Annotated in this window: 31 protein-coding genes; 8 read left to right on the top strand and 23 right to left on the bottom strand. The window is 63.8% G+C overall.

What is annotated here, in order from left to right; translation table 11 throughout:
• Positions 1-460: 460 nt before the first annotated feature.
• Positions 461-1,762, top strand: coding sequence for a GmrSD restriction endonuclease domain-containing protein (locus E3T50_RS03110; RefSeq protein ID WP_241990731.1), 1,302 nt, complete (start codon positions 461-463; stop codon positions 1,760-1,762).
• A 152-nt stretch (positions 1,763-1,914) separates the two neighbouring features.
• On the opposite strand, the gene E3T50_RS03105 is transcribed toward E3T50_RS03110, so the two are convergent.
• Together E3T50_RS03105 and E3T50_RS03100 are read right to left on the bottom strand one after the other, a co-directional pair.
• Entirely contained in the window at positions 1,915-3,570 is a 1,656-nt protein-coding gene (locus tag E3T50_RS03105) for an ABC1 kinase family protein (protein WP_134550541.1), read from the bottom strand.
• 55 nt (positions 3,571-3,625) lie between these two features.
• The gene (locus E3T50_RS03100; RefSeq protein WP_134550540.1) at positions 3,626-4,174 is read right to left on the bottom strand and encodes a PadR family transcriptional regulator; all 549 of its coding nucleotides are present in this window, start codon (positions 4,172-4,174) and stop codon (positions 3,626-3,628) included.
• A gap of 171 nt (positions 4,175-4,345) precedes the next feature.
• Here E3T50_RS03100 and E3T50_RS03095 point away from each other — a divergent pair, with 171 nt between their 5' ends.
• Entirely contained in the window at positions 4,346-4,672 is a 327-nt protein-coding gene (locus E3T50_RS03095) for a cupin domain-containing protein (RefSeq protein WP_134550539.1), read from the top strand.
• A gap of 33 nt (positions 4,673-4,705) precedes the next feature.
• Here the strand turns inward: E3T50_RS03095 and E3T50_RS03090 are convergent, their stop codons facing one another.
• Genes E3T50_RS03090 through E3T50_RS03070 form a run of 5 tightly spaced genes read right to left on the bottom strand, consistent with a single transcriptional unit; the run spans position 4,706 to position 9,644 of the window.
• Positions 4,706-5,629 (bottom strand): hydroxymethylglutaryl-CoA lyase, encoded by a 924-nt coding sequence (locus E3T50_RS03090; protein WP_134550538.1) that lies wholly within the window; start codon positions 5,627-5,629, stop codon positions 4,706-4,708.
• Positions 5,629-6,867 (bottom strand): CaiB/BaiF CoA transferase family protein, encoded by a 1,239-nt coding sequence (locus E3T50_RS03085; RefSeq protein WP_134550537.1) that lies wholly within the window; start codon positions 6,865-6,867, stop codon positions 5,629-5,631. The genes E3T50_RS03090 and E3T50_RS03085 overlap by 1 nt, the downstream gene beginning before the upstream one ends.
• 40 nt (positions 6,868-6,907) lie before the next feature.
• Positions 6,908-7,978 carry an ABC transporter substrate-binding protein gene (locus E3T50_RS03080; RefSeq protein ID WP_134550536.1) on the bottom strand — a complete coding sequence of 357 codons (1,071 nt, stop codon included), beginning with the start codon at positions 7,976-7,978 and terminating at the stop codon, positions 6,908-6,910.
• Entirely contained in the window at positions 7,979-8,824 is an 846-nt protein-coding gene (locus tag E3T50_RS03075; protein ID WP_198417933.1) for an ABC transporter permease, read from the bottom strand.
• Between the two features lies 1 nt (position 8,825).
• On the bottom strand, positions 8,826-9,644 hold the full coding sequence (locus tag E3T50_RS03070; RefSeq protein WP_134550535.1) for an ABC transporter ATP-binding protein: 819 nt from the start codon (positions 9,642-9,644) through the stop codon (positions 8,826-8,828).
• 169 nt (positions 9,645-9,813) lie between these two features.
• Between E3T50_RS03070 and E3T50_RS03065 the strand changes: the two genes are divergently transcribed.
• Positions 9,814-10,563: an IclR family transcriptional regulator gene (locus tag E3T50_RS03065; RefSeq protein ID WP_166784189.1), complete on the top strand. Its 750-nt coding sequence runs from the start codon at positions 9,814-9,816 to the stop codon at positions 10,561-10,563.
• The gene (locus E3T50_RS03060; RefSeq protein WP_134460256.1) at positions 10,560-10,934 is read left to right on the top strand and encodes a YccF domain-containing protein; all 375 of its coding nucleotides are present in this window, start codon (positions 10,560-10,562) and stop codon (positions 10,932-10,934) included. The genes E3T50_RS03065 and E3T50_RS03060 overlap by 4 nt, the downstream gene beginning before the upstream one ends.
• 12 nt (positions 10,935-10,946) lie before the next feature.
• On the opposite strand, the gene E3T50_RS16340 is transcribed toward E3T50_RS03060, so the two are convergent.
• Entirely contained in the window at positions 10,947-11,402 is a 456-nt protein-coding gene (locus E3T50_RS16340) for a hypothetical protein (protein WP_174844718.1), read from the bottom strand.
• Between the two features lie 17 nt (positions 11,403-11,419).
• On the opposite strand from E3T50_RS16340, the gene E3T50_RS03050 reads away from it, so the two are divergent.
• Positions 11,420-11,758, top strand: a complete 339-nt coding sequence (locus E3T50_RS03050; protein WP_166784188.1) for a type II toxin-antitoxin system PemK/MazF family toxin — start codon at positions 11,420-11,422, stop codon at positions 11,756-11,758.
• Between the two features lie 23 nt (positions 11,759-11,781).
• Here the strand turns inward: E3T50_RS03050 and E3T50_RS03045 are convergent, their stop codons facing one another.
• The 8 genes from E3T50_RS03045 to E3T50_RS03010 all read right to left on the bottom strand — a co-directional run bounded on the left by E3T50_RS03045 (position 11,782) and on the right by E3T50_RS03010 (position 17,152).
• Positions 11,782-12,372 (bottom strand): dihydrofolate reductase family protein, encoded by a 591-nt coding sequence (locus E3T50_RS03045; RefSeq protein ID WP_134550532.1) that lies wholly within the window; start codon positions 12,370-12,372, stop codon positions 11,782-11,784.
• A 70-nt stretch (positions 12,373-12,442) separates the two neighbouring features.
• Positions 12,443-12,853, bottom strand: coding sequence for a DUF2256 and DUF3253 domain-containing protein (locus tag E3T50_RS03040; RefSeq protein WP_134550531.1), 411 nt, complete (start codon positions 12,851-12,853; stop codon positions 12,443-12,445).
• Positions 12,854-12,963: 110 nt separating this feature from the next.
• On the bottom strand, positions 12,964-14,190 hold the full coding sequence (locus E3T50_RS03035) for an exonuclease domain-containing protein (protein WP_134550530.1): 1,227 nt from the start codon (positions 14,188-14,190) through the stop codon (positions 12,964-12,966).
• A 104-nt stretch (positions 14,191-14,294) separates the two neighbouring features.
• Positions 14,295-14,630, bottom strand: coding sequence for a hypothetical protein (locus E3T50_RS03030; protein ID WP_134550529.1), 336 nt, complete (start codon positions 14,628-14,630; stop codon positions 14,295-14,297).
• Between the two features lie 313 nt (positions 14,631-14,943).
• Positions 14,944-15,201: a type II toxin-antitoxin system RelE family toxin gene (locus E3T50_RS03025; RefSeq protein ID WP_134550528.1), complete on the bottom strand. Its 258-nt coding sequence runs from the start codon at positions 15,199-15,201 to the stop codon at positions 14,944-14,946.
• On the bottom strand, positions 15,198-15,446 hold the full coding sequence (locus E3T50_RS03020; protein WP_104089781.1) for a type II toxin-antitoxin system Phd/YefM family antitoxin: 249 nt from the start codon (positions 15,444-15,446) through the stop codon (positions 15,198-15,200). The genes E3T50_RS03025 and E3T50_RS03020 overlap by 4 nt, the downstream gene beginning before the upstream one ends.
• Before the next feature lie 604 nt (positions 15,447-16,050).
• Positions 16,051-16,398 (bottom strand): DUF4234 domain-containing protein, encoded by a 348-nt coding sequence (locus tag E3T50_RS03015; protein WP_134550527.1) that lies wholly within the window; start codon positions 16,396-16,398, stop codon positions 16,051-16,053.
• Positions 16,399-16,501: 103 nt separating this feature from the next.
• Positions 16,502-17,152: a vWA domain-containing protein gene (locus E3T50_RS03010; RefSeq protein WP_134550526.1), complete on the bottom strand. Its 651-nt coding sequence runs from the start codon at positions 17,150-17,152 to the stop codon at positions 16,502-16,504.
• 286 nt (positions 17,153-17,438) lie between these two features.
• Here E3T50_RS03010 and E3T50_RS16515 point away from each other — a divergent pair, with 286 nt between their 5' ends.
• Positions 17,439-18,320 carry an HNH endonuclease gene (locus E3T50_RS16515; RefSeq protein ID WP_134550525.1) on the top strand — a complete coding sequence of 294 codons (882 nt, stop codon included), beginning with the start codon at positions 17,439-17,441 and terminating at the stop codon, positions 18,318-18,320.
• Entirely contained in the window at positions 18,299-18,538 is a 240-nt protein-coding gene (locus tag E3T50_RS16105) for an NrtR DNA-binding winged helix domain-containing protein (RefSeq protein ID WP_420898705.1), read from the top strand. The genes E3T50_RS16515 and E3T50_RS16105 overlap by 22 nt, the downstream gene beginning before the upstream one ends.
• A 128-nt stretch (positions 18,539-18,666) precedes the next feature.
• Here the strand turns inward: E3T50_RS16105 and E3T50_RS03000 are convergent, their stop codons facing one another.
• A complete protein-coding gene (locus E3T50_RS03000; RefSeq protein ID WP_134550524.1) occupies positions 18,667-19,482 on the bottom strand; it encodes a nuclease-related domain-containing protein in 816 nt (271 codons plus the stop codon).
• Positions 19,483-19,668: 186 nt separating this feature from the next.
• On the opposite strand from E3T50_RS03000, the gene E3T50_RS02995 reads away from it, so the two are divergent.
• A complete protein-coding gene (locus tag E3T50_RS02995; RefSeq protein ID WP_134550523.1) occupies positions 19,669-20,175 on the top strand; it encodes a hypothetical protein in 507 nt (168 codons plus the stop codon).
• 89 nt (positions 20,176-20,264) lie between these two features.
• On the opposite strand, the gene E3T50_RS02990 is transcribed toward E3T50_RS02995, so the two are convergent.
• The 6 genes from E3T50_RS02990 to E3T50_RS02965 form a co-directional block, all read right to left on the bottom strand.
• Positions 20,265-20,648: a PIN domain-containing protein gene (locus E3T50_RS02990; RefSeq protein ID WP_166784186.1), complete on the bottom strand. Its 384-nt coding sequence runs from the start codon at positions 20,646-20,648 to the stop codon at positions 20,265-20,267.
• Between the two features lie 8 nt (positions 20,649-20,656).
• On the bottom strand, positions 20,657-20,911 hold the full coding sequence (locus E3T50_RS02985) for an AbrB/MazE/SpoVT family DNA-binding domain-containing protein (RefSeq protein ID WP_134550521.1): 255 nt from the start codon (positions 20,909-20,911) through the stop codon (positions 20,657-20,659).
• Positions 20,912-21,152: 241 nt separating this feature from the next.
• Complete coding sequence (locus tag E3T50_RS02980; protein ID WP_134550520.1) at positions 21,153-22,334, bottom strand: mandelate racemase/muconate lactonizing enzyme family protein; 1,182 nt, start codon at positions 22,332-22,334, stop codon at positions 21,153-21,155.
• On the bottom strand, positions 22,331-23,422 hold the full coding sequence (locus E3T50_RS02975) for a tartrate dehydrogenase (RefSeq protein ID WP_174844719.1): 1,092 nt from the start codon (positions 23,420-23,422) through the stop codon (positions 22,331-22,333). The genes E3T50_RS02980 and E3T50_RS02975 overlap by 4 nt, the downstream gene beginning before the upstream one ends.
• Before the next feature lie 65 nt (positions 23,423-23,487).
• The gene (locus E3T50_RS02970) at positions 23,488-23,904 is read right to left on the bottom strand and encodes a carboxymuconolactone decarboxylase family protein (protein WP_134468002.1); all 417 of its coding nucleotides are present in this window, start codon (positions 23,902-23,904) and stop codon (positions 23,488-23,490) included.
• Positions 23,897-24,799, bottom strand: coding sequence for an NAD(P)-dependent oxidoreductase (locus tag E3T50_RS02965; protein ID WP_134550519.1), 903 nt, complete (start codon positions 24,797-24,799; stop codon positions 23,897-23,899). The genes E3T50_RS02970 and E3T50_RS02965 overlap by 8 nt, the downstream gene beginning before the upstream one ends.
• Between the last annotated feature and the right edge of the window lie 11 nt (positions 24,800-24,810).

The raw sequence follows: 24,810 nt of genomic DNA, 5'->3' as shown, positions 1-24,810 counted from the left end.
GCACCCCGTCCAACGCTGCAGCCAGAATCGCACCGGCTTGGGTAATTGCCGCGACCCGAGAAACCTCGGGATCCGGCACGGAGTCGGCTGCGGCGGGCGGGGCGGTGAGGGTCATGGCGACGGTGCCTCCTTCACCCACAATTCTACCGCGATTCGCCCTCAAAGGCGATAAAATCTCATAAGTTAGTGAAGACTTTATAAGAGTTGTCTACGATCAAATAGAGCAGGCGACCGGTCGATTCATCGCTCGCGGAGCAACTATTTATCCGCTTTCGCGAGCCGCGACCGGAGCTTCGGGCCGGGAACATGTCCCGTCCCATTCGGTGAGCCGGCTCGCAACGCTCACCGCGCCTCGTCACGACCGAGTCATCGTTCGCCGAGGCCCCCGAAGGTGGGAGTGCGCACACCAAGACTCGACGATACATTCAGCTGGTCGTGGTTATGCGGCCGAAGGAGTCCCTTGTCTGCACAGCCCCGCCTTCGCGGTCCCCAATTCTCCACGCTCACCTGGATCATGCTCGGCGTGTCACTCGTGCTGTTGCTCGTGGCCGCGTCGACCGGCGGTTTCTCTGCCCTGTTCATGACGGCCAGCGCGATAGGCGCCCTCACCGCCATCTACGTCTTGGTCACCGGGCGTCGATCCTGGGCCGTCATCCCAAGACGAAAAGTTGCTGCCGTCGCGCTGGGCGGGGCAATCATTGTCGGCATCGTGGGATCGTCGCTGGTACCGGCATCCGTGGAGACAGATCTGGCGAGCACGAGTTCGCAACCGACTGCGACGGCCATACCTTCAGCGACGCCGAGCCCGACGCCAACTCCCTCGGCATTCACCGAGGAAGCGCCGGCCGACCCGGCTACCACCACGCCGGCATCGGAAGCCGCGAGCATCGTTCTCACCGATACCGCGGCGACCGACACCACGGCCATCGCACTGCTGGCGACCCTGACGGTGAAGGGCCGCGCACCCAAGACTGGATACGATCGCAGCGGCAGCTTCGGCACAGCCTGGCTCGACGTCGACCAGAACGGCTGCGACACGCGTAACGACATCTTGGCTCGCGACCTCACCGGCACGGTGAAATCGGGAAACTGTCGCGTTCTGACCGGCACGCTGCCCGGACCATACACGGGAAAAAAGATTCATTTTGTGCGGGGAACCTCGACGTCGTCGCTCGTGCAGATCGACCATGTCGTGTCCCTGTCGAATGCGTGGCAGACCGGGGCTCAGCAGCTCAGCCAGGCCCAGCGGGTATCGTTGGCCAACGACCCGCTCAACCTGCTGGCCGTTGATGGACGCACGAATTCCAGTAAGGGTGACGGCGACACGGCCACGTGGTTGCCACCGATGAAGGCGTACCGGTGCGCTTACGTTGCGCGGCAGATTTCGGTGAAGGCAACTTACGGGTTGTGGGTGACGCAGCCGGAGCACGACGCGATGACTCGGATTCTCACGGCCTGCCCCGACGAGCGGGCTATGGCATCCGCTTTTGCGCCGGCTCCCGTGGTCGTGGCCCCCGTGGCGGTGGCGCCGGTTCCAGTCGCAGCTGTGCCGGTTCCGGTCGTTGTAGAACCGGCACCCGCTGCGCCGGCGCCGGCAACACCACCAGCACCAGCACCAGCACCCGCACCCGCACCCGCAAGTGCGTACTACCAGAACTGTGACGCGGCACGAGCGGCGGGTGCGGCTCCTGTGCGTGCAGGCGACGCTGGCTACGGACGGCACCTTGACCGGGACGGCGATGGGGTCGGCTGCGAGAGCTAGCCGAGACGGCCAGACACGACTAGTCGGCCCTTCGACGGCTCAGTAGCGAACTCCGCGCGCAACGATGGCCCGCTGCAGTCCACGACAAACGGATGCCACCGCGCCGGGTAGTCGGGCTTTCTCACCGCTGCATCGGGTTAGCACCCACGCGCTCAGAGCCCGCGGCGTCCCGCGAACAGCGCGTGCAGCAGCGGGGCGACCGACGCGACCATGAGTACTGTGCCGAGCACCGCGTCATCCGCTCGCAGAAGAACGCCGGCGATCAGCAGTGCGCCGAAGACGAGCGCCGAGACCGCTTGCCGGGTGGTGCGTTCAAGGCGGACGACCCGTTTCTCCAGTCCAGGGTTGGCGACGCCCACCGAGCCGTCTTCGACTCGGCTAATGAACTCATCGAGCCGCTTCGGCAGGCGAAAAGCGAGGCCGGCGGTATCCATTGCTCGTTTCGCGAAGTCCTGCACCAGGTTGCCGCTCTCGTCACGAAGCAGCTGCGCCGCGTAGGGCTCGACGGAGTCCCAGAGGTTGAACGCGGGATTGAGTGAACTGGCCACCCCGGAGGTGAGGGACATCGCTCGAATGATGAGCAGAAAGTTCTCGGGCAACTGAAAGGGCAGCGATCGCACAACATCGCCGAACTGCACCGCGAAGTCGCGGAACTCCCGCGGGTCGACCTCTCGCAGTTCTGCAAACCCCATGCCGCCGAAGCGGGCGAACAAGGTCGTCATCGCCCGTTCGAGCTCCGTCGTCTCCGCCGAAGGCAGGAGCACCCCTACGTCGTTCATGGCGCTGACGAGGCCGCGCCCGTCACGCGAGGCGGCAGCGATCAACATTTTGCGCAGTCCGGTGCGCGTGCTGGTATGAACCTCGCCCATCATTCCGAAGTCGATGAACGTCAGCTTCCACCCGCGTTCGATATCAGCGTCCGGGGTGACAAAGATGTTTCCGGGATGCGGATCAGCGTGAAAGAAGCCCTTGGTGAACATTTGGTCGAACATGATCTCCGCGAAGAGCGGGGCCACCTGTGCCGGATCGATGCCCGCCTTGTGCAGGGCCCCAACGTCGGTGATCTTGATCGCCGTCACGTCTTCGAGGGTGAGCACCTTGCGGGTGGTGCGCTCCCAGACGACGACAGGTACGCTCACCCGGTCGTCGTCTGGAAAGGCTGCCGCGAAGCGTTCCGAGCTGGCACCTTCGTGCAGATAGTCGATCTCTTCGAGGCTGGTCTGGGCGAATTCCTCGACGAGCGCGGGCATGTCGACCCGGTTGGAGACGAGTTTCACATGGCTGAGCCACCCACCCACCTTGCGCAGGGCGGCCAGGTCGACGTCGATAATCGCGTCGATGCCCGGGCGCTGCACCTTGATGATGACCCCGTCGAGCCCCGTGTCGGCAGCATCAAGCGCGGTCAGTCGGGCTCGGTGCGCCTGACCGAGCGATGCCGCCGCCACCGGCGTCTCGTCGACCGACATAAAGGCTCGCTCAAGCGGCATGCCCAGCTCCGCTTCGGCTGCTGCACGAATAGCGGCAAAGGCCACGGGGGCGACCTCGTCTTGCAGCCCCTCGAGTTCTTTGGTGATCTCGGGCGGCAGCACGTCGAGGCGCGAGGACATGAACTGCCCGACCTTGATCATGAGGCCACCAAGGTCGGACGCGAGCATGTGAAAACCCTTGGCGAAGCGTTGCATCCGTTTAGAACGTGTGCGCTCCGCGATTTTCACCAGCCCGATGCGAGGCAGGAACAACTCGAACCACCACGTTATGGCCAGATACCAGCTGGCGAAACGCAGAATGCGGCGGTAGCGGGCGCGCATGTTTCCTGCGCCCGAGTTCGAATCGTAGCTACCTCGACGAGCCAGTGGCACCCCGTCAGTCCTGGGCGAGGATCGAGTAGAGCTTGCGACGTGCGTCGTCGAGCACCATGACGGCCTGCTTGATCTGCTCCGGCGAGCCGGTGCGACCAACCTGCGCCGCTGCCTGCGCGAGCTCGATCCCCGCTTTCGGCAATGCCGCATGGCCATGCCCGTGGCCAGGAGTCGACGCCGTAGTTTCCCACGGCGCGCTCATGTCAGCGTCAGCGACAGCGGCGCGACCCTCATCGGTCAGGGAGTAGATCTTGCGACCATTGGACTCCTCGGCGCTAATGAGGCCCTCGTCGGCCAACAGCTGCAGGGTCGGGTAGACCGAGCCGGCGCTGGGTTTCCAGCTACCGCCACTGCGCTCTTCGATTTCGTGAATGATCTGGTAGCCGTGCATCGACTGCTCAGCGAGCAGCGCGAGCACCGCCGTGCGCACCTCACCACGGCCGGCGCGGGTACCGGTCTGCTTTTCGAACCGCGAACGAAACTGCTCCATCGCCTGCCAGATGCCGTCCATGTTGCCAGCGTTGAACCCGCTTGTCGGATATGAATTGCCCATGATTGCCTCCTGTAAGTATTGCGAACGATATACAGCGATAGTTCAACGATACCCAGCGATGCCTTCGAGCGACACACTCAAGCCGATGCTCAGGGCTGGCTCCCAGACAGCATCAATTTTAGCAATCACCGTCGACCGAGAGAAAGGTATTCACGGGTCTAGCGTTGAATCATGGAACACACAACGCTGCCCCTCACGCACATCGCGGACATTCGGTCTGACGCCGCGGTTGAACCCGGTCAGCTCGGTCACAGCACGGTTCTCGCCTCCCCCGGGGTGCGCGTGGTCGTGCTCACCTTCGAAGCCGGTTTCGTGCTCAAGAAGCACTCAGCGCCCAAAATTCTGCTCCTGCAGGCCCTCGATGGATGCCTGCGCGTCACGGCCGGCGGGCAGGTCACCGACCTGGTGCCCGGCGCCCTGCTCCGGCTCGATGCCGGTCTGGAGCACGAGGTCGAAGCGCTCGAGGAATCACGGCTGATGCTCACCCTGATCGGCTAGACGCCACGGCATCCGAGCCACGTGTTCGACGAACTACAGCACCCAGTCGAACGCCTTCGCGGGTGAGTGGGCGCCCTGGGCGGCTTTCGAACGATTCGGCTCGTCGAGCTCCATCAGCAACGCTTCCGATACGCGCACGAGCGACCCGAACACGTCGGGTGTCAGCCACGGCGGGCGTGTGGCAAAGAGGATGTCCTCGCTCGCGGTGTTACCGCTGGCTCCCGGCGCGAAGGGGCATCCGCCCAGACCACCGAGCGCTCCGTCCACCATGGTGGCCCCGGCAGAAATAGCCGCGAGCGTGTTCGCCACGCCCAACCCCCACGTGTCGTGCCCGTGAAAGACGATCTCACGGGCCGGCGTCTCGAGGCGAACACGTGTAATGAGCGACGACACCTGAGCCGGAACGGCCTGCCCGAGCGTGTCACAGATCACCACGTGTGAGGCCCCAGCTGCGCGTTCGTCTTGCGCAATCTGCACTACCCGCGACGGGTCGACCTGCCCGTCGAACGGGCAGGTGAACGAGGTCGCGATGCACAGCTGGATCTGGCCATTCACATCCTGGCTGATTTCCACGGCCGCCGGCATGGCGGCGAGGCTCGCCTCGGTGGTGCGGCCGATGTTGGCCTGGTTGTGGGCATCCGTTGCGGAGAAGCAGTACTGAAAATTGCGGGCCCCCGCGGCGGCGGCGCGCTCCACATGCCGCGGCGTGGCGACCCACACCCAGCAGCGCACACGCTCAGCGGGCGTGAGCTCCGCGAGCACCTCGAGAGTGTTCGCCATCGGCGGTACGAGGTCGGGCCGGGCCATCGACCCGATCTCCAGCGACTCCACCCCGAGGGCGAGCAGCGACCGAATGGTCGCGAGCTTGCGCTCGGTGGAGAGCATGCCGCCGGTGAGTTGCAGGCCGTCGCGCAGGGTGACGTCGCGCAGCACCGCGGCGGGTTCGAGGGTGAACATCAGGCGGGCTGCAATTCGCTCATGATCTGGTCTATCTCGGCAGAGGTCTTGCCCAGAACCCGAGACAGCACCTCTCGAGTGTGTTCCCCGAGGTCTGGCCCGAGGGTCTTTATATCGAGCGAGCGTTCGCCGATCACTGGAACAATGCCAGGGAAACCCACGCCAGGCAAGACCTGCGACCCGTCGGAGACATCGAAGCGCTGGATCATGTTGCGCGCCTCGTACTGGGAGTCCGCGCAGATGTCCGCGGCCGTATATATAGGACCAGACGGAACCCCCGCCTCCTCTAGCACGGCCAAAGCCGCTCTCGCCGAAAGCCCCAACGTCCACGCCCCGATCGCGGCGTCGAGCTCATCCCGCCGCAGCCACCGCGCCGCGTTGTTCTGCAACCCCGGGTCGCGCCCGAGGTCGTCGCGGCCGATCACGTGCATGTAGCGCTGGTAAATAGCATCTGCGTTTCCGGCGATCACGATGCTGGCGCCGTCACCGCAGAGGTAGGCGTTGGTGGGGGCGATGCCGTCCATCCGCCCGCCGACACGTTCCCGCGCCACGCCATACGCCGAATAGTCGGGTATCAGCGATTCCATCATCGACAGCATCGATTCGTTGAGCGCCACGTCGATGACGCGTTCGTGCAACTCGAGCGCAGCATCCGTTCGGCCCTGACGCACCTCGCGCTGAAACAGGGCCATTACCGAGCCGAAGGCCGCGTAGAGCCCGGCGATCGAGTCGCCGATCGACACGCCGACCCGAACGGGAGGCCGGTCGGGGTCGCCCACGAGGTCTCGAAAGCCGCCCATCGCCTCGGCGACCGCGGCGAATCCGGGGCGCTGCGAGAGCGGCCCGGTCTGCCCGAACGCCGACACCCGGGTGAGAATGAGGTTGGGATTCACCGCGTTCAACTCGGCGGGCCCAAGCCCCCACTTCTCCAACGTGCCCGGCCGAAAATTCTCGAGCACCACGTCGCAGTGCGCCACGAGTTCGAGCACGATGTCGCGCCCCAGCTCGGTCTTGAGGTCGAGCACGATCGACTTCTTGTTGCGGTTGATGGTGCGAAACAGCATCGACGTGCTGCCGGCGTGCAGCCGCCAGTTGCGCAGCTCGTCTCCGGTTCCGGGGCGTTCCACCTTGATCACCTCGGCGCCGAAATCGGCCAGCATGCGCCCGGCCGTTGGCGCGGCAATGAAGTTGCCGAGTTCGAGCACACGTACACCGGCAAGTGGGGCCACGTTGGTCATATCAAGTCCTTCCAAGCGGATGCGGCGGCGCCCAACGTGGCTATTTTCCGCCGACGAACTCGTTGGTGTAGGTGGCGGCGAGGTCGATCTCGGCGTCACCGACCTCCGGGTTGGCGATGCGCTGCGTGTCGAGCACGGCCTCGGCACCGGCCTCGCTGTTGCGTCCGTCTTCGGTGAGCTGCGGCTTGAGCTCCTCAATGAGCGCGGCGTAGCGTTCGAGGTCTCCGCCGCTGAAGGTCTCCGGCATCTCGGCCGCGATCTCGGCTCCGGTGTGCTCGGCAATATAGGCGAGTGTCTTGGTGAGCACGTTCGCGAGCTTCTGCGCGGTCTCGGGGTTCTTCGCGAGCCAGTCGCTCTGCGCGTAGAACGACGACGACGGCCACATGTCGGTGTCGTAGTGCTCCTCCACGCCCGCGGGCGAGCGCAGGTCGGCGAGGCTCACGGTTTCGGCGCCGGTGCGCTCCGCGAGCACGGACACGTCGGGTTCGAGCATCACGCCGGCCACAACTCCACCCGATTCCATGGCGGCCACAGCGGATGCCCCGGCCCCCATCGCGACGACACTGACGCCATCGGGATTCAAGCCCGCCTCCTCGAGCAGAAAGCGAAGCATCGTGTGGGTGGAGGAGCCCGGCGCAGTGACGCCAACGCTCTTGCCGATGAGGTCGTCGAGGGACTTGATCTTCGAGGTTGATCCCGGAGCCACGACGAGGGCGATGGCCGGCGACTTGCCCATCTGCACGAACGAGGTGATGCTCTGGTTCTTCGCCTGCATCTGAATGGTGTGCTCGTAGTAACCGCTCACCACGTTCACGCTGCCGCCGAGCAGCGCGGTGAGGGCCTTCGACCCGCCCTGTAGATCTTGCAGATCAACGTCGAGCCCCTCCTCCTCGTAGTAGCCGAGCTGCTCGGCGAGGGTGGTGGGCAGGTAGGTGAGCAGGGTCTGGCCGCCGATGCCGATGGTGACCTTGGGGGTGGCTGCGGTATCCGCTCCCCCGTTGGCGTTACTGCTGCAGCCGGCGAGCAGGGTCGCGGTGAGCAACGCTGCGGCGGCCACGGTGATTTTCTTGCGCAAGGACACGATGTTCTCTTTCTGTCGGAAGATCAGCATTTAGGCACCGGGAACCGGGCGCCAGCGCAGCAGGTAGCGTTCGAGCCGGTTCACGCCGAGGTCGACGAAGAGCACCACGATCATGAGGATGAACATGCCGGCGAACACGCCTTCGGTGTCGAACACACCCTGCGCCTGGGCGATGACGTAGCCGACACCCGCGGCGGCGCCGAGGTATTCGCCGACGACCGCGCCCACAATGGCGAAGCCCACGCTGATGTGCAGGCTGGAGAAGATCCAGGTGAGGGCGCTCGGCAGCACGACGTGCTGAATGAGGTGGCGTTCGGTGGCGCCGAGCATGCGGGCGTTGTCGAGCAATACTTTGTCGACGCTTTTCACGCCCTGCAGCACGTTGAAGAACACGATGAAGAAGACCAGGGTGACGCCGAAGGCCACCTTGGATTCGATGCCGAGCCCGAACCACAAGAGGAAGATGGGCGCGAGCACCACGCGGGGCAGGGCGTTGAACATTTGCACGAACGGTTCAAACAGCCGCTCGAGAAACCGCACCCTGGCCAGCAGAAAGCCGAGAATGAGGCCGAGCCCGGTACCGATGATGAAGGCGTAGAGGGCTTCCTGCAGGGTGATCCACAGGTGCGGAAAGATGAAGCCGGTCGTGATCCAGTCCCACACGGCCACGCCGATGGCGCTCGGCAGCGAGAAGAAGAACGTATCGATCACGCCGGCCCGGCCGAGAATCTCCCAGGCACCGAGCACCACCGCGGTGAGCAGTAGCTGGTAGAAGCGCATCAGCGCCGCGGGCGTTTCGCCGCGAGGTCGGGCCGGGCCGCTGCGGGGCGGGGAGGCAGCGGATGCGGCATCCATCTTGATGGTGGTTGTCGACATGTCAGGCCGCCTTTGCCGCATAAGTCTTGGCCACTTCGTCGCGCAGCTTGCCCCAGATCTCGCGGTGCAGTTCGACGAACTGCGGATCGTCGCGAATCTCGAGCAGGTTGCGCGGGCGCGGCAGGGTGATGTCGTAGCGGGCCACCACGTGGCTCGCCGGGCCGGCACTGAGCAGCACGACCTCATCGCTGAGGGCGATGGCTTCGTCGAGGTCGTGGGTGATGAAAATCACGGCCTTATCCGACTCCTGCCAGATGTCGAGCAGCTCGTTCTCCATAATCTGGCGGGTCTGCACGTCGAGGGCGGAGAAGGGTTCGTCCATGAGCAGAATGTCGGGGTTCACGATCCAGGCCTGCGCGATGGAGGTGCGCTTGCGCATGCCGCCGCTGAGCTGGTGCGGGTAGCGGTCTTCGAAGCTCGACAGACCCACCTTGGCGAGCCAGCGGCGAGCCTCTGCGGCTGCTTCCTTCTTGCCAACGCCGCGCATGATGAGGCCGAGCGACACGTTGTCGAGCACGGTCTTCCACGGCAGCAGGGCATCTTGCTGAAACATATACGAGGCCCGGCGGTTGACACCCACCACCGGGGCACCGAAGCTGCGCGCTTCACCCTGGCTCGGCGCCATCAGCCCAGCGGCCATGTTGAGCACCGTGGACTTGCCGCATCCTGTCGGGCCCACGATCGACACAAACTTGCCCGGCATCACCGTGAGGTCGATACCCTTCACCGCGAAATACGAGCCGCCCTGCGGCGTCACGAATTCCTTCGTGCAGGCATCGAGCTGGACTGCCGGTTGGTGCGCTGATTCTGTTGACGTCATTGTCATGCATTCCTCACAGGCCAGGTGTCGAGATTCTCACTCACATTGCGAGTGAACCACTCGCGATGTGGTTACATGAACCCTAGTGGCGCTTTGCACCCGAACGCAATGAATAATGGCTCTGTGGCAAACGGATGCTTCGCTCGCCCAGCGCAGACAAGGACACCTCGTGACTGAAACAGCTGGTAACCGCATTCTGGTGCTGGGTAAGATTCGCCAGATCATGGACTGCTTTACGGTGGAGGAACCCACCCTGTCGCTGAGCGCGATTCGCCAGCGCGCCGGACTGCCCGAAAGCACCACGCAGCGCCTCGTACAGAACCTGGTGTCGGAGGGCTTTCTCGACCGCGACGGTAGCGGCTACCGCATCGGACTGGGCGTGGCGCGCTGGGCTATCAATGCCACGCAGGGCCTCGACGTGATCCAGGCCTCCCGCCCGATGCTGCAGACCCTGCGTGAACACACCCAGGAGTCGTCGGTGCTCTACGTGCGCTGGCGGCAGTACCGAACCGTGGTGGCCACGGCCCGCTCGCCGCGCGCCATCTCCCGCGTGCTCGAGGTAGGTACCGTCATGCCGCTGCACCTGGGTTCGGCCGGCAAGGTGTTTCTCGCCTTCGACGAGTTCGCCCGGCAGGAGCTGCTGACCGTTGCGCCGGAGGAGGCGCTGCCCGCTGAGCTGCTGGATCAGATTCGCACCCAGGGCTGGGCGTCATCGTTCGAGGAGCGCGAACCCGAGGTTGCCTCGGTGAGCTCCCCCGTATTCGACCACCATGGCAACGTGGTGGCCGTGGTGGGCATCGTGGCCCCGTTCTCGAGGCTCAACGAAGCGACCGCGATTCCGGGGTATACGGAGCCGGTCGTGGAGGCCGCGGCGCTGATCTCGAGTGCGCTGGGGTTTGAGAGAATTAGACAATCATGAAGACCCTCCTCAACGTCATCTGGCTCGTGCTCTCAGGCTTCTGGCTGTTCATCGGCTACATGGTGGCCGCGCTCATCATGTGCATACTCATCGTTACCATCCCCTGGGGAATCGCGGCGGCCCGGATCGGCGTCTACGCGCTCTGGCCGTTCGGCAAGACCGTGGTTGAGACACCGAACGCGGGCGTCGCGTCGTTGCTCGGCAACGTCGTCTGGGTGGTGCTGGCCGGCTGGTGGATCGCCCTCGAGCACCTGCTCTCGGGCATCGCGCTCTGCATCACGATTATCGGTATCCCGTTCGGCATCGCCAACTTCAAGCTGATCCCGGTCGCGCTCATGCCGCTCGGCAAGCAGATCGTCGACACGCCGTAGCGCTTGCAGGGGTCAGACAGTCGGCACGGAGGCGCTGCGCGCGTGCGCGCGTGCTGCCATCCGTTTTGCGCGTGCACGTCGAAACAAAACGAGAAAGAGCGCGAGCGCCGCGGCACCAACGCCGCTGGCGACCCACATGTACCAGGTCTGCCCGGCCACGGCGAAGAGCACTGCGCCAGCCGTGATCACGAGACCCAGAAAAGCGAGCGTGAGATAGCGATCGTCGGCCCGCGCAAACGGATTCCTCAGCTCAAGTGGCGGCTGGGTGACGGGCTCCGAGACCACGATGAGGAACGTGGCGATGGGCCCGAGAAACAGAGAAAGCACGAACCAGGTCCAGCGCGAACGGTTCTTCTGTTCAGCCAGGCCCGCATTGACGAGGGCCAGCACGAACCAGCCGCCGCCGTTGAGCCACCAGCTGTTCTGTTGGGGAGCCTGGTTGACGATCTCGCTCACGAAGTTGTGCATGCGTCATGCTCCCACGAATGGCGCGTGCCGACCTGCGCTATCTCACCGTCCTGCCTGCCTGCGATTTCGGTACCGGATGGGTCGAGTTACATGTAGACAAAAGGTATCCCCGAGTCGAAATCTTGCAGTCTGACGACCTGATGCTGTCGATCGTCTTGGTAGCCCCGACCTCGCGTTCCGCGCGCGTTAGCAGCTTTCGCCCGACAATTGCGATCGGCAGCGAACGCACGCTCATGCTCGTTGAGCAGACATCCGCTGTCGCGCCTGAACACCTCGGTCAGCTTGTGGGCCATGTCAGCCGTAAGGAACTCGACGGCATCGATGATGCCCTGCGTATCGCCCTGCAACTGGACTGATGACCAAGCCGCACACGACCCGTTCAGTGCGCAACCCGGTAGGTGACGTGCGTGACCAGTTGCCGCTCCACCGAGCTGAGCTTTTCGAGCTTGAGGTCGTCCAGTCCGGCCAACAGCGGCTCGCCGGCACGCAGCACCGCCGTCACGATGTGCAGCCGCAGTTCGTCGATCAGCCCGGCTGACAGGTATTGCCGCGCAGTGGCAGCACCGCCCGCGATCGCCACCTCTTTCTTGCCCGCTGCGGCGCGCGCCTGTTCCAGTGCAGATTCGATGCCAGCGGTGACGAAGGTGAAGGTCGACCCGCCTTCCATAACGAGCGGGGCTCGCGGGTAGTGCGTCAGCACAAATAGCGGCGCGTGGTACGGCGGGTCGTCGCGCCACCAGCCCGTCCATTCGTCGTCCCACTCGCCACGCCCAGGACCGAACATGTTGCGCCCCATGATGTAGGCGCCCGCGGTCGCGATGGCGGCGATCTCGGCGGCGTTCTCGTCAGGTCGCTCGAACCGCCAGCGAGCCAGTCGTTCGCCGCCTTCTCCGAGCGGATGCTCCAGGCTCTGATTCACGCCGGCCGCGTAGCCGTCTTCCGAGACCATCATGTCGCAGGTCACTGTCATGTCGATCGCTCCTGTCTGTGTCGTCACCGCGATTTGACACCCAGATCTGGCTCACTGCAAGTGGTGACCACTATCGCGGCCTGCGCAACCGAATCGCACCCTTGGCGGACGACGGATCCACCACGACTCCGCCCTGCGTGATCTGCAATTCGCCGCGGGCGACCATGCGGCGTGCGGCTCGGCGCGCCGGCTCCATCAGGTCGCGCCATTGCTCGCCGCCGATGGCTCGCGCTGCGTCAGACGGGCAGATCGTGGAATCGTGCGCCCGCGCCTGGAGCAGCGTCACGATGGTCGCTTCGAGCTGCAGGTCTGTCGCATTGACGCCGTGTGACCGGCACACCGCCGAGCAGTACTTCACCGAATCCCAATTCTTAGCCCACTTCGCGCGCCACTCGATGCGCCGCCCACACGAGGCGCACGTCTTATCCGCCCGAGCAGCTGCGGGGTCAGCATCGGCGGGTGTGCGTTGACGGTGGGCCATGCCTTCTATCCTGCCGGGAGACCGCAGATTCTCCGAGTAGAATCTGCTTGCGATGCCCCCGGGATAGCAGCGAATTCAGGCGGCCAGGAGCGCGCGGCACTGGCTTGACGTCACAGCAGCGGAAACGCCCCCGCCAGGCGGGCGAAAGCCGCCTCCCCCACGATCGGGATTCCATAGTCGCGAGCCTTGCGCGCCTTGCCCGAAAGCGGGTCCGGGTCGGCGGCCACGAGAAGCGTGACCTTCTTGGTCACCGCACTCTTCGGGGCGAAGCCGCGGGCCAGCAGCTCCGATTCCCAGTCACTGCGCGGCCGGGTCATATCACCGGTCAGCACGACGAGGTCGCCGAGATGCAGTTCGAAGTGCGCACTCGCCACCGAGACGATGGCCTGTTCCGGCTGGTCGAGCGCGGCATCGAGGGCATCCGCTGAAATGTCGAGCAGGTTGGCGACGTCGACGAGGTCGGCCATCTCATCCGTTGTGAGCACGCCGTCGGCCCAGGCGATGCGGGCGAGCGCGGCGAAATACTCGCTGTGCAGCAGCTCGCAGCGGTTCCGGCTGAGGTCGAGTTCCTCGGCGAGCTGCACGAGCGCCTGCGCTTCGTGGGCGGAGAGCTGTCGATCGAGCAAGCAGCGGTCGAGCAGGGCGAGGTAGTCCTGGTGTTCGGCCGGACCGGTGATCTCGGGCAGCCGCACGCTGATGCGTTCCAGAAAAGCGGATGCCGTCTGCTCGGTCGCGAAATCCGGCCGCGGGTACCACGGGCGCTCCGGCAACGACAGGGTCGGCCAACGGTAGGCGGCGGCACGGTCGAGGGCGTTGGCCCACAGGATCGGATCGGCGGCACCGGTGATGTAGTGGCTGAGCAGTTGGGCGGCGGCGTACGTATCAACCGACGCTCGGTGGGCACCGGTGAGATCGATGTCGTAGGCAGCGCAGCAGTCGGCGAGCGACCGACCGGTGCCGGGCAGAAAGTCACGGGCGAGCTGCATGGTGCACAGGCTGATCACCGGTTCGAAAATCGGGTAGCCGGCGCGGGCGAGTTCGACGAGCAAAAAACGGGTGTCGAAGGCGGCGTTGTGGGCCACGATGACGCGGCCGTCCAGCAGCGCCACGAGCTGTGGAACAATCTCGTCGAAGCTGGGCGCATTCATGACATCGGCGGCGCGCACGCGGTGGATATCCTGACGTCCGAGGTCCCGCCCGGGGTTGATGAGCGTCTCCCACTGCCCTTCGATCTGTCCGTCGGGGCTGACATGCGCGATGGCGACCTCGATAGCGCGGTCATGTCCGCCCGCAAAGAGTCCCGTGGTCTCGAAGTCGATGACGGCGAAACCGGGCATGGTGCTCCTGAGCTGAGGGTGGTGATTCTAAGACTGTAGCGAGGAGGTAGGCGCAACCGCGGCCCACAGACGAGGGGCATCAGCGGCTGCAGCGGTGAAGCCGTTTAGCCTAGGCTCGCTCGGTGGGCCGCAGAATCGAATTCGGCGGTGAGCTGCCGAAGTTGCAGCGCCTTCAGTGACGCGGCGAAGGCTCGTTCAAACGCGGCGGCATCCTTCGAGCGGGTGCCGTAGAGCCGACTCACCCACTCCCCCACGTGCAGCTCGATCCGGCTCCAGAGCAAGCCGCGGGTGACGGTGACGATCTCGACGTCCTCGACCGCGGTCACGATAGGGACGCCGCCCAGGGTGACCGTGACGGTGTCGCCGTCGAGGGCGAGTGTCCAGTCGCCGGAGCTGGTGAGAGCCTTGCCCCAGGCGGATGGCTGCCAAGTCGGCGGCATGCTGGCTATCCTCTCACTGGCTCGACGCGTTCAATCCGGCTGCAGGTCGCGGCTGAATGGCCGTGCATTCCAACACTCGTCCTGAATACGCGAGGCGGGTTTGAACCCGCACTCTAGTTGGCACGTAGCCGGACCGCGGCCCTCAGACAGGGCCGATTTAGGGGAGGTTCTGGCGAATCAGAGCGCCACGGCTTCGTGGGTGGAGAGCTGCCGGTCGAGCAGGCAGCGGTCGAGCAGCGCGAGGTAGTCCTGCTGTGACGTCGAAGGCGGCGTTGTGGGCCACGATAACGCGGCCGTCGAGCAGCACCAAGCGCTACTCGTACACGTCCCGGCGATGGCCGACGGTGACCACGACCACCACAAGGATGTCGTTGCGGACGGTGTAGATAATCCGATAGTTGCCCACCCGCACCCGATAGCCGTCCCGTCCTTGCAGCGCTCTCGCCCCGGGCGGGCGAGGGTCTTCGCCCAGCAGGGCGATGGCGCCTTGTACCCGACCGCGGTCCTGCGGATCAATGCGACGCAACGCTTTGACCGCTGCCGGGCGCAATTCGATCCGGTTTTTGCTCACATCCAGCCGAGATCCGCTTTGACCTGCTCCCAGGGAATGTTGTCGCCCTCGTCGGCCATCGCCACATCAAACGCCGCGACATCCTCAGCATCCTCAAGCGCTTCTTGCATGCGTGCATACTGCTCGGGGCTCACCAGCACAGCAGCGACTTTTCCGCGACGCTCCAAGAATACGGCCTCTGAGCTGGCCTGGGCAATCAACTCGGGTAGGCGCGCCCTGGCGTCGGTGACGCTTGACTTCGACATGCCTCAAATGTACATCAGCGTGATTGCGATGTACATGTGCAGTGCAGATCTGCAGCCGGGCGCAAGGCAAGGGCCAGACGGCGTCTGTTAGGCGCCGTCCGCGTGCGCTCGTGCCGCCATCCGTTTTGCACGGGCACGTTGAAAGAGCACGAGAAGTGCCACGGCAACGAACGGCAAGATTCCCGCCCACAACTTCACGGCTGCCACTCCTGCGAATTGCGATGCAACCATTGAACCAATAATGGTGGACCCCCGGGTTCTTCTTGCTTTTTTGCTTTTTTCCTGTCGGCTCGGTTATTTCGCGGACGGTCCAGACCGCACCGCAAACAGAGCGGACGAGCCACCCGAGCCCTTGACAGGCACTTCGAACTGTAGCGACACACGAAGCGTGCGCGCGCGGCCCACGGATGGGGCTGTCTATGGGGTGTCGAGAGGGCGCTGGTGCGCTCCCGACACCGGAAGTTGTTCGCGATCACGACTCAAGTCACGCACCTGCGAATTGTTGCAGACATGCCAAAGCCATCGTCGCTCATCGGCTTTCTCAAGGCGCTTCCGAACTCGGGCCGAGAAACGCTAGTCGTCGTACCCTTCCCCGCGATACCGGTCAGGCTGCGATCTGCTCCGCCAGGGGATTCCCGTGCTGTGCGGAAGTGTCAATCGCTGAATTGAACGCACTCTGCACGATGGCCGTACCGATAAAGCCGAGCAACAGAAGCAGCCAAAAGGTGGCGTGCCGGCTGATCCCCCCGTTTGTTGCCTGTTCAACGCCGACAGCGTACTTCCAGATCCACCAGATGCTAGCGATTGGCACAATGATGAGCCATGCAGTGGAGATTCTGCTCTGGGCGATGAGATTGATTTCGTTCTTGGTCTTAACGAACCAGACCAGGTTATAAATTCCAAAAGTGACGATCGGTAGAAGCAGCGGTGCTGCCGGGCTGCGACGATTCATTATGGCTCCCCCATAGATTGCAATTCTTTTCAAGAATGACAGGTTAGGTCATTACCTAGGCGCGTTTCGCGCCCCCACTTTGGGCTGATCACACCCGGGCAGATCAAGGGCGGATGGGTGCCTCCGGTTCCGGCATCATCGCGCTGTACCGCTCCTCGTCGTCGAACATGCGCTTGCTCTTACCGCGCACGTCTTTCACGTAACGACCCATCGAGGCGCTCATGTTCGACACCGCGTCGGTACTCGCCATGAAAGTCATCGAACTGCCGGGGTCAAAGCCGAGGCGTTCTCCCGACAGCACGGCGTCTTGGTTGGCCCCGAGAAACATGAAATCCCAGCTGAATTGTTCTTTCTGGCGCGTAACGAGAGCGCGCACGGCGTCGAGGCCGAACTCGCGGCTGGAGTTCTCGTCGCCGTCGGTGACGACCACGACCTGCACGGTTTCGGGGCGGGCGTGTTCGGGCAGCGCGGCCAGAACCCGACCGAAAGCGGTGACCGACTGACCGATGGCGTCGAAGAGCGCCGTGGCGCCCCGCGGCTCGAGCGAGATCGTGACGTTCTTCGGGTCGGCCAACGAGCACTGCGTTTCAATCTCGGTGTCGAACGTGACGATGTCGACGGTGAGCATGCCCGGCTCGGCCGCCTGCTCGGCGAGCATCGTGGTGAGGCCGCCCACCATGTCATCGCGGATGCCTGTCATCGAGCCACTGCGATCGATGACCAGCAGTATGGCGGTGTAGTTCGGATCAGTCATGGTGTTCCCCCTTCAAAGTTGCTCCCGGCGGGAACAAGATGAGTGTCGCAGGAGCCACCGACATTGCTTCGTGCACGGCGCTGAGGCGCCAATTCAGTAGCGTCAGGCTGCTCCGCGCCGCCCTAAGGTGCGGCGATCGCTCTCGATACCGGCCGTCGAGGAACGCGTGTGCCCAAACCAGCTGGTCGCCACGTGGCTCGCGCGATCGCAAACTTTCCGCATAAGTAAGTTTCGGGCGATGGCTCTTCCCTGCGCGCAGCCCTCAGAGAGCTGGTAGAACTGCAATATGTATTCTCCCGAAAAGGAACTGGCTCTTCGCCTCGAGATCTTTCGCCTACTCGAGGAGCGAGAGGTCACTGGACAATACGAATTCAGTCGTGACGAGCTCGCAAATTTCTACATCGGCGAGCTCCGGCTCCCGTTGATCGATCGCGGCAGGGGAATCCGCAATCCCGCCGAATTCAGCTCCACGCTGAGCATCATGACGACCGTCGACGGTCCGTACGCAGACGTGCTCGATACCGCAGCGTTCGTGAAGTACGACTATCGAGCGGGGAACAGCAGCGACAACGTCAAGCTGCAGCGGGCACATCAGCTGCATGCTCCTCTCATCTATTTCGAAGCCATCCGCACGGGCGTCTACGCAGCTCACTACCCCGTATACGTGGTCGCGGATGACCCAGTCGCACGGGTATTCACAATCACGATGGATGAGTCTCTTCGCTTTTTCGGTGACCCCACCACGCTGCCGCCCGACCAACGTGCGTACGCCGAACGCACCGTGCGAGCAAGACTTCACCAACCCGCATTTCGTGCCAAGGTCATGCATGCGTATGCCGACAGCTGTGCCGTTTGCTCCCTAAAGCATGTCTCGCTCCTCGACGCCGCCCACATCATTCCTGACGGCGAAAGAGATGGCTTTGCACGCGTGACCAACGGATTGGCGCTCTGCAAAATCCACCACGCCGCGTACGACCGAGATCTTCTGGGAATCACGCCCGACTTCATCGTTCGCATCGACCATGCACTTCTCGATGAGGTCGACGGACCGATGCTGCGGCATGGGCTTCAGGACATGCACGGAAGAGCGCTCGTGCTCCCCCGCCGCACTGCCGATCGCCCTTCCCGAGAGGCACTGGCCACGCGATACGAACAGTTTGCGGCTTAGTAGTCGCCCTATTCCGATGTGCCAGTGACCCAGAGCGTCTGCTCGGCCCGGAGTTCACATTGCTCGAGCTGTTGCGCCTGCACTCGGCGATTGCGGGTGAACCGCTCGGTAAGGATACCTTCCGTCGGCACATGCTGGGCCAGCTCGTCGAAACGGATGCCTACCGGCCCGGTCTGGTCGGCAAGCCAGCGAAGCTGTTTCGGCACAAGATGATCTGAATCGCGACAGCTGTGAGAGGGCTCTTCTGAAAAGTGCGCCATTTTGCCTCGTTCGTCGCGTCCAAGTGACGGCAGCCTTCACCAAGTCTGATTCAAGCCGTTCGCGCCCCTGAGCCCTGTATGACGCGTCAGAGATTAGTGATGAAGCCTTCGACCGCCCTGCTGAGGAGGGGTAGGCCGACGAGCACGGCCAGCACCGTCGCTGTTCCAATACTCAGGAGCTTCCAGACGGTGCGGCGTGTGCGCGCGGTTCGAACGTCCACGTCGAGGCTGGCGAATTTGGCCATCAGGTTCGGCGTGCGCGGCAAGGCGGGTGTCGGCCAGGTCGGCGGCGCATCAACGATCGCCGCGAGCTCGACCAGATCGGTCTCGGCGAGGACTATCGGCCGTTTCAGCAGCCAGCGCCGCAAGTGATTTGCATCGAGAACATTTACGGTGTCGGGCTTCTTCTTGATCGTGATCTGCCCGGGGCTGACCAGCGCGATCACGGCCTGCGCTGCCGGGAGCTGGGGAATCCGCTCTCGAAGTATTTTGGTGACGCGGGTAGTTTCGAAAATGGAGTTGCGAAGGTAGGGCTGCTTTTGGCCGTTGACCAGGAACGACCGTTCGGCGATCCAGATCTTCTTGCCGCGGTGGTGTTTGGTGTTGATCGTGAAGATTCCGCCCGCGCCGAGCACGAGATGGTCGATATCGGCGCCGGCTTTGCCGATCGGAAGAGCGTGGAAAACTCTCCATTCGGGCGGGAGGCGGCCGAGAATCTTGCCGACCTCGATCTCACCCTGAGCGCCGAGGTACCAGGCGACGCTGTCGGCGGCCAGCGGGGAGTATCCCCAGAACCGAGCGAAACGCGAGCGTGGCGGCACAGCTTGTTGCTGGCGGAGCAACTCTTCGATGACCGATTGGGCGGCGATCTGATCGCGCATAGCCGGTGCCTGTGTTGTCATGCATCCCCCGATGGTTTAGAGCCAATCTAGCGGGCATGGCGTCGCCACTAGGCTCCGAAGATGAAAGATGCAATTCAGTGGTTGGTTCCACCGGTGCGGAAAGCGCTCACGGGCAGGATGAGGTTTCTTGGGCTGCGCAGGGCCAGGGTGGAGGACTTCTGGCAGTTTGCTCTCGGAGACCTGCGCATGAACAATGCCCGCGGATACCTGGCCGAGTATCTCGTGGGCACTGCACTCGGCATCCAAGAGCTGCAGCGCATTGAATGGGATTCCTATGATCTGCTGTTAGGTGAGATCACCATCGAAGTCAAGTCATCGGCTTACCTGCAGCTGTGGGATCAAAAGGAGCTCCGCACGCTGAACTTCACCGGGTTGCAGGGAATACGGTCGAATCCCCGAGCACCGGATGGCGGCCGCGATGCTCTCGGTCGGCGGCTGAACGCCATGCTCTACGTGTTCTGCGTGCAGACCGCAACCTCGCACGATGTCTACGACCAGCTGAATGTGGCCCAATGGGATTTCTACGTGGTGTCACGCAGCGATTTGGCCTCGACCAATCAGAACAGCCTCGGAATCGCGCGCGTGAAATCATTGTCAGGCGGCGCGACCGCCTGGGATGATCTGAAAGCGGCGGTCACGGCTGCGGCGGTTGGTCAGGAGCGGGATGATGACGCGGATTGGTGGGGCGCGTAGGCCTGTCGGCGACCAGCAGCGGCGTCGACGCGGGGAACGGGCGGTTCGGATGGGTAGGGGCCGTCCTGAGCCAGCCTGTTTCGCACACTTTAGCCCGTCGCCAGCAGGCGAGCATCCGTTTGGCTGGCCAGTTTGTGGTCAAATGTGTAGAGCGGCTGGTTCGACGTCAGGTCTGCCGCCGTTACGAGATAGCAGTCTTCGAAGGACAATTTGGGATGGGCGACATACAGGTTTAGCGCGCGATCAAACAGTGAAGCGTTGGCGACGATCTGCGGCAGATTCACGAGGCCATGAATAGCTTCTTGCTGCTGCTCTCGATTCAGCCCGTAGGCGCGGCCCAACACGAAGACTGTCTCGACGAGTGCGATGTCCGATACGAAAAACGTGCCGCCCGTCTGAAGCAGGAGCACAGCGGCGTCATGTTGCTCGGGTACATCGTTGAGTAGCAATCGGAGAACGACATTTGCATCCAAGGATGCGCTCAATTTGCGCGCTCGCCGTTCCGATGTTCTTGGTAATAGGCGTCGACGTCTGTCACGGGCTCGATGATGGTCGCGTAGCTGGAGATTCGCGCGCTGAGGGCTTCGATGCCTGCAACCGGCGCAATATTCATCGTGCCTGTCTTTTCGTCGATCGAGATTTCAAATCGATCACCCTGCTCGAGTCGCAGTGCTTTGCGCACGGCCGCGGGAAGCGTTAGCTGCCCCTTGCTGCTGAGCGTGACGACAGTTTTCATGACTTACAGTGTATGACTCGTAAGTCAATATGGCTACGGTCTGTCGGGCAGGAGTGGGTAAGAGCAAGTGCATTCGCGTCTCAGCTGCGTCGATTTTAGACGGCACGGCATAGCCGTGGTGGTTCTCGCCCCGGTGCCACCCACCGGGCGCGCCTGACCATGAGCGATCTCGGAATGAGCCAGCCGGTCGTCGTCGGGTCCCCGCGCGGATCGCCGAGCAAACTTCCGCCCGAGCGGCTCCCTACAACGCGAGCGAGGGCTCGCCCAGCTGCCACATGACCGAGTACAGGTCGGCCTTTCCCTCGAAGCCGATCCCGGGCAGGTCCGGCATCGTGATGAAGCCGTTCACTACCTCCGAACCATCGGGAAAACCGCCGAAGGGCTGGAACAGGTCGGGATAGCTCTCGTTTCCACCGAGGCCGAAGCCGGCAGCGATGTTCAGTGACATCTGGTGGCCACCGTGTGGGATGCAGCGCGAGCGGGACCATCCGTTCTGCTCGAGCATGTTGAGGGTGCGCAGGTACTCCACGAGGCCGTAGCTGAGCGCGCAGTCGAACTGCAGCCAGTCCGTCTCGGGCCGCAGTCCCCCGTAACGAATCAAGTTACGGGCGTCTTGCATCGAAAATAGGTTTTCGCCGGTGGCGATGGGCTTATCGTAGGCGGCAGCAACTGCGGCCTGTGCCTCGAAATCCAGGGGGTCCACGGGCTCTTCGTACCAGAACAGGTCGTACTGTGAGAGCGCCCGGGCGTATTCCACGGCGGTTGCCTGGTCGAAGCGACCGTTGGCGTCCACGGCCAGTCGCTGATGCGATTCGAGCATGCCCAGCACGGCCTCGATGCGCTGCAGGTCGTCGGCCAGCGGCGCTCCGCCGATCTTGGCCTTCACCACGGTGTAGCCGCGGTCGAAATAGCTCTGCATCTCATCGGTCAGGCCCGTGAGGCCGCGCCCGGGCTGGTAATAGCCGCCGGCGGCGTAGACGAAGACCTCACGGTTGGGCGTTCCCGTACCGAAACGCTCGGCCAGCAGCTGGAACAGAGGCTTTTCTTCGATTTTGGCCACGGCATCCCAGACAGCCATGTCGACCGCACCCACCGCAACGGAGCGTTCGCCGTGCCCGCCGGGCTTTTCGTTGGTCATCATGGTGTTCCAGATGCGTTCCGGGTCGAGATTGTCTCGAAGGGGGTCGAGCAGGTCGGCGGGGTCGGCCTCGAGCAGGCGCGGCAACAAACGCTCGCGAATGATGGCGCCCTGGCCGTAACGGCCGTTGGAGTTGAAGCCGTAGCCGACAACCGGGCGGCCATCGCGTACGACGTCGGTGACGACGGCGACCACGCTCAGGGTCATCTTGCTGAAGTCGATGAAGGCGTTGCGAATCGGCGAGTTGATCGGCATGGTCTCTTCGCGTACGTCGACGATTCTCATCGCAGCACAGCCTCGGCGGTCACGGTAGCGAATGCATCGGCGAGGGCGTCGGAAACCTCCTCGGTGGTGGCGCATCCGCCGAGATCGGGGGTGCGCACATCCGTTTCGAGCAGCACGTGGCCCATGGTGTCCACGAGCGCGGCGCCAGCTTCGGGGTGGCCGAGGTGGTCGAGCATCATCGACGCGGCCCAGACTTGGCCGAGCGGGTTGGCTTTGCCCTGGCCGGCGATGTCGGGTGCCGAGCCGTGTACGGGCTCGAACATCGAGGGGAACTCGCCCTCGGGGTTGAGGTTGGCCGAGGGCGCAATGCCGATGCTGCCGATGATGGCCGCTCCGAGGTCGGTGAGAATGTCGCCGAACAGGTTGGAGGCCACGACCACGTCGAAGCGGCCCGGGTCCAGTACGAACAAGGCAGCGAGGGCGTCAATGTGGTACTCGGAGATCTCCAGCAACGGATGTTCCTGCCCGAGTTCGCGAAGAATCTCGTCCCAGAACGGCATGGTGTGAATGATGCCGTTGGACTTGGTGGCGCTGGCGAGCCGTCCCTCGCGCTTTTCGGCGAGGTTGATGGCATAGTTCATGGCTCGGGTCACGCCGAATCGGGTGAAGATCGATTCTTGAATAGCGACCTCCTGCGGCAGGCCGCGGTAGAGGCGCCCGCCGCTCTCGGAGTACTCGCCCTCGTTGTTTTCGCGTACCACCTGAAAGTCGATGCCCCCGGCGGGCACCTTGCGCAGTGGGCTTTCAATGCCCGGGAGCAGCTTGATGGGACGCAGGTTGATGTATTGCTGGAAGGCCCGGCGGATGGGTATGAGCAGGCCCCACAGCGAGACGTGGTCTGGTACACCGGGAAACCCGACGGCGCCGAGCAGGATCTGGTCGCACTCGGCGAGCTGTTCAATGCCGTCGGCGGGCATCATGGCGCCGGTGCGGGCGTAGTACTCGCAGCTCCAGTCAAAATTTTGCCACTCGAAGGCGAACCCGAAACGGTGGCCGGCCAGCTCGAGCAGGCGCTGTGCTGGCGGCATCACTTCGGTGCCGATTCCGTCGCCGGGAATGACGGCGACGCGGTGGGTGGGAATGGTCATGGGTATAGCCTCCACGTTTGGATAGTTCGTTTGGGAAGAGGGAAGATCTGAATGCGCAAAATTTTTTAGGCGCCGGCGCCCGAACCACCCTCGTGCACGCTCACGGTCGGCTCGATGCCGTCCGCGCCGACCACCTCACGCCAGGCCTCGAACCCGCCCTGGAACGCTACGATGCCAGCCTCGGGCAGCGAGATCTCGATCGCTTCCAGAATCTCCGTCGCCGACACCCCGAGGTCTAGAGCCACCCGGATGTGGCTTTGGATGTGTCCCTTCGCCGCGCGCATCACCGTGAGGCTCACGATGAAGATGAGCTCCTTGGTACGCCGGTCCAGGGTGCGCTGGTCGAGGTACGCGGCCGAAACCAGGTGGTTCGCGGCCTGCAGCACCGGGAAATCCTGTTTCGCCATCACCTTGTGGTAATCGAGCACATAGCCACGCTTGCGGGCCATCTGGTCGATGTAGTCCTGCGGGTTCTCAGACATGAACTGCTCCTTCTAATTCGGATCGAAGCTCGACCTGGTTGACGACTTCGACATAGCGCACGACCTCGGTGTGGTCTAAGGGCACCGTGTCCCCGAGCACCCGGCGGGCTTCGGCGAGCACCCCCACGGTCGTGTCCGTGATTGGCGTGCTCATTCCGGCGCCGAGCGCCTGGGCGATCGCCACGTCCTTCCGCATGAGGTCGAGCGAGAAACCGGAATCGAACGTGCCGTTCAGCACGTGCTTGGCGTACTTCACCTCGGTGGCCTGGCTGCGCCCGGTCGACGAATTCACCACGTCCAGCATTACCGCAGCGTCGATGCCAAAGCTGCGCGCCACCGTGAAGATCTCGGCCGCAGCCGCGAGATTGGTGGCCGACAGCAAATTATTGAGCGCCTTCGCCGCGTGCCCGGACCCGCTCGGCCCCACCACGGTGATGCGGGTGCCGAGCGGAGCGAGATGCTCCATCGCCCGCTCCCGATCAGCCGCGAGCCCGCCCACCATGATCGACAGCTCCCCGATGCTGGCCTTTGCCACCCCGCCGGACACCGGGGCATCCACGAACGCGATTTTGGCGGCAGCGGCCTGCGCGGCGAGCCGCTGCGTGCTCGCCGGCTCCGACGAGCCCATGTCGATCACGAGGGCACCGGGCTCGAGCTGCGCGAGCAGCGCCTCCACGACGGATTCGACGATGCGACTGTTGGGGAGCATCAGGATGACGGTACGGATGCCCGCCGGCAGCGCGTCGAGCCCGGCCAGCGCACGCGCACCGACGGCTGAAGCGAGCGCGCCGCTCGCCGCCGCATCCACGTCGTAGAGCAGCACGTCACGACCGGGCGCGTAGCGGCGAACCATCGGGTCGCCCATTTTGCCGAGGCCGATGAACAGTGTGGTCATAATGTCTCCTT

The sequence above is a fragment of the Cryobacterium gelidum genome, from assembly GCF_004403985.1.
GTDB classification, from domain to species: Bacteria; Actinomycetota; Actinomycetes; order Actinomycetales; family Microbacteriaceae; genus Cryobacterium; species Cryobacterium gelidum.
Note: the sequence above shows the minus strand (reverse complement) of the source record. Positions and strands in the feature narration are given on the sequence as shown.

Coding starts and splice junctions, on each gene's coding strand:
- E3T50_RS03105 (WP_134550541.1), bottom strand. CDS start 3,570: ATGCGCGCCCGCTACCGCCGCATTCTGCGTTTCGCCAGCTGGTATCTG.
- E3T50_RS03100 (WP_134550540.1), bottom strand. CDS start 4,174: ATGGGCAATTCATATCCGACAAGCGGGTTCAACGCTGGCAACATGGAC.
- E3T50_RS03095 (WP_134550539.1), top strand. CDS start 4,346: ATGGAACACACAACGCTGCCCCTCACGCACATCGCGGACATTCGGTCT.
- E3T50_RS03090 (WP_134550538.1), bottom strand. CDS start 5,629: ATGTTCACCCTCGAACCCGCCGCGGTGCTGCGCGACGTCACCCTGCGC.
- E3T50_RS03085 (WP_134550537.1), bottom strand. CDS start 6,867: ATGACCAACGTGGCCCCACTTGCCGGTGTACGTGTGCTCGAACTCGGC.
- E3T50_RS03080 (WP_134550536.1), bottom strand. CDS start 7,978: ATGCTGATCTTCCGACAGAAAGAGAACATCGTGTCCTTGCGCAAGAAA.
- E3T50_RS03075 (WP_198417933.1), bottom strand. CDS start 8,824: ATGTCGACAACCACCATCAAGATGGATGCCGCATCCGCTGCCTCCCCG.
- E3T50_RS03070 (WP_134550535.1), bottom strand. CDS start 9,644: ATGACGTCAACAGAATCAGCGCACCAACCGGCAGTCCAGCTCGATGCC.
- E3T50_RS03060 (WP_134460256.1), top strand. CDS start 10,560: ATGAAGACCCTCCTCAACGTCATCTGGCTCGTGCTCTCAGGCTTCTGG.
- E3T50_RS16340 (WP_174844718.1), bottom strand. CDS start 11,402: ATGCACAACTTCGTGAGCGAGATCGTCAACCAGGCTCCCCAACAGAAC.
- E3T50_RS03050 (WP_166784188.1), top strand. CDS start 11,420: ATGGCGCGTGCCGACCTGCGCTATCTCACCGTCCTGCCTGCCTGCGAT.
- E3T50_RS03045 (WP_134550532.1), bottom strand. CDS start 12,372: ATGACAGTGACCTGCGACATGATGGTCTCGGAAGACGGCTACGCGGCC.
- E3T50_RS03040 (WP_134550531.1), bottom strand. CDS start 12,853: ATGGCCCACCGTCAACGCACACCCGCCGATGCTGACCCCGCAGCTGCT.
- E3T50_RS03035 (WP_134550530.1), bottom strand. CDS start 14,190: ATGCCCGGTTTCGCCGTCATCGACTTCGAGACCACGGGACTCTTTGCG.
- E3T50_RS03030 (WP_134550529.1), bottom strand. CDS start 14,630: ATGCCGCCGACTTGGCAGCCATCCGCCTGGGGCAAGGCTCTCACCAGC.
- E3T50_RS03020 (WP_104089781.1), bottom strand. CDS start 15,446: ATGTCGAAGTCAAGCGTCACCGACGCCAGGGCGCGCCTACCCGAGTTG.
- E3T50_RS03015 (WP_134550527.1), bottom strand. CDS start 16,398: ATGAATCGTCGCAGCCCGGCAGCACCGCTGCTTCTACCGATCGTCACT.
- E3T50_RS03010 (WP_134550526.1), bottom strand. CDS start 17,152: ATGACTGATCCGAACTACACCGCCATACTGCTGGTCATCGATCGCAGT.
- E3T50_RS16515 (WP_134550525.1), top strand. CDS start 17,439: ATGTATTCTCCCGAAAAGGAACTGGCTCTTCGCCTCGAGATCTTTCGC.
- E3T50_RS03000 (WP_134550524.1), bottom strand. CDS start 19,482: ATGACAACACAGGCACCGGCTATGCGCGATCAGATCGCCGCCCAATCG.
- E3T50_RS02995 (WP_134550523.1), top strand. CDS start 19,669: ATGAACAATGCCCGCGGATACCTGGCCGAGTATCTCGTGGGCACTGCA.
- E3T50_RS02985 (WP_134550521.1), bottom strand. CDS start 20,911: ATGAAAACTGTCGTCACGCTCAGCAGCAAGGGGCAGCTAACGCTTCCC.
- E3T50_RS02980 (WP_134550520.1), bottom strand. CDS start 22,334: ATGAGAATCGTCGACGTACGCGAAGAGACCATGCCGATCAACTCGCCG.
- E3T50_RS02975 (WP_174844719.1), bottom strand. CDS start 23,422: ATGACCATTCCCACCCACCGCGTCGCCGTCATTCCCGGCGACGGAATC.
- E3T50_RS02970 (WP_134468002.1), bottom strand. CDS start 23,904: ATGTCTGAGAACCCGCAGGACTACATCGACCAGATGGCCCGCAAGCGT.
- E3T50_RS02965 (WP_134550519.1), bottom strand. CDS start 24,799: ATGACCACACTGTTCATCGGCCTCGGCAAAATGGGCGACCCGATGGTT.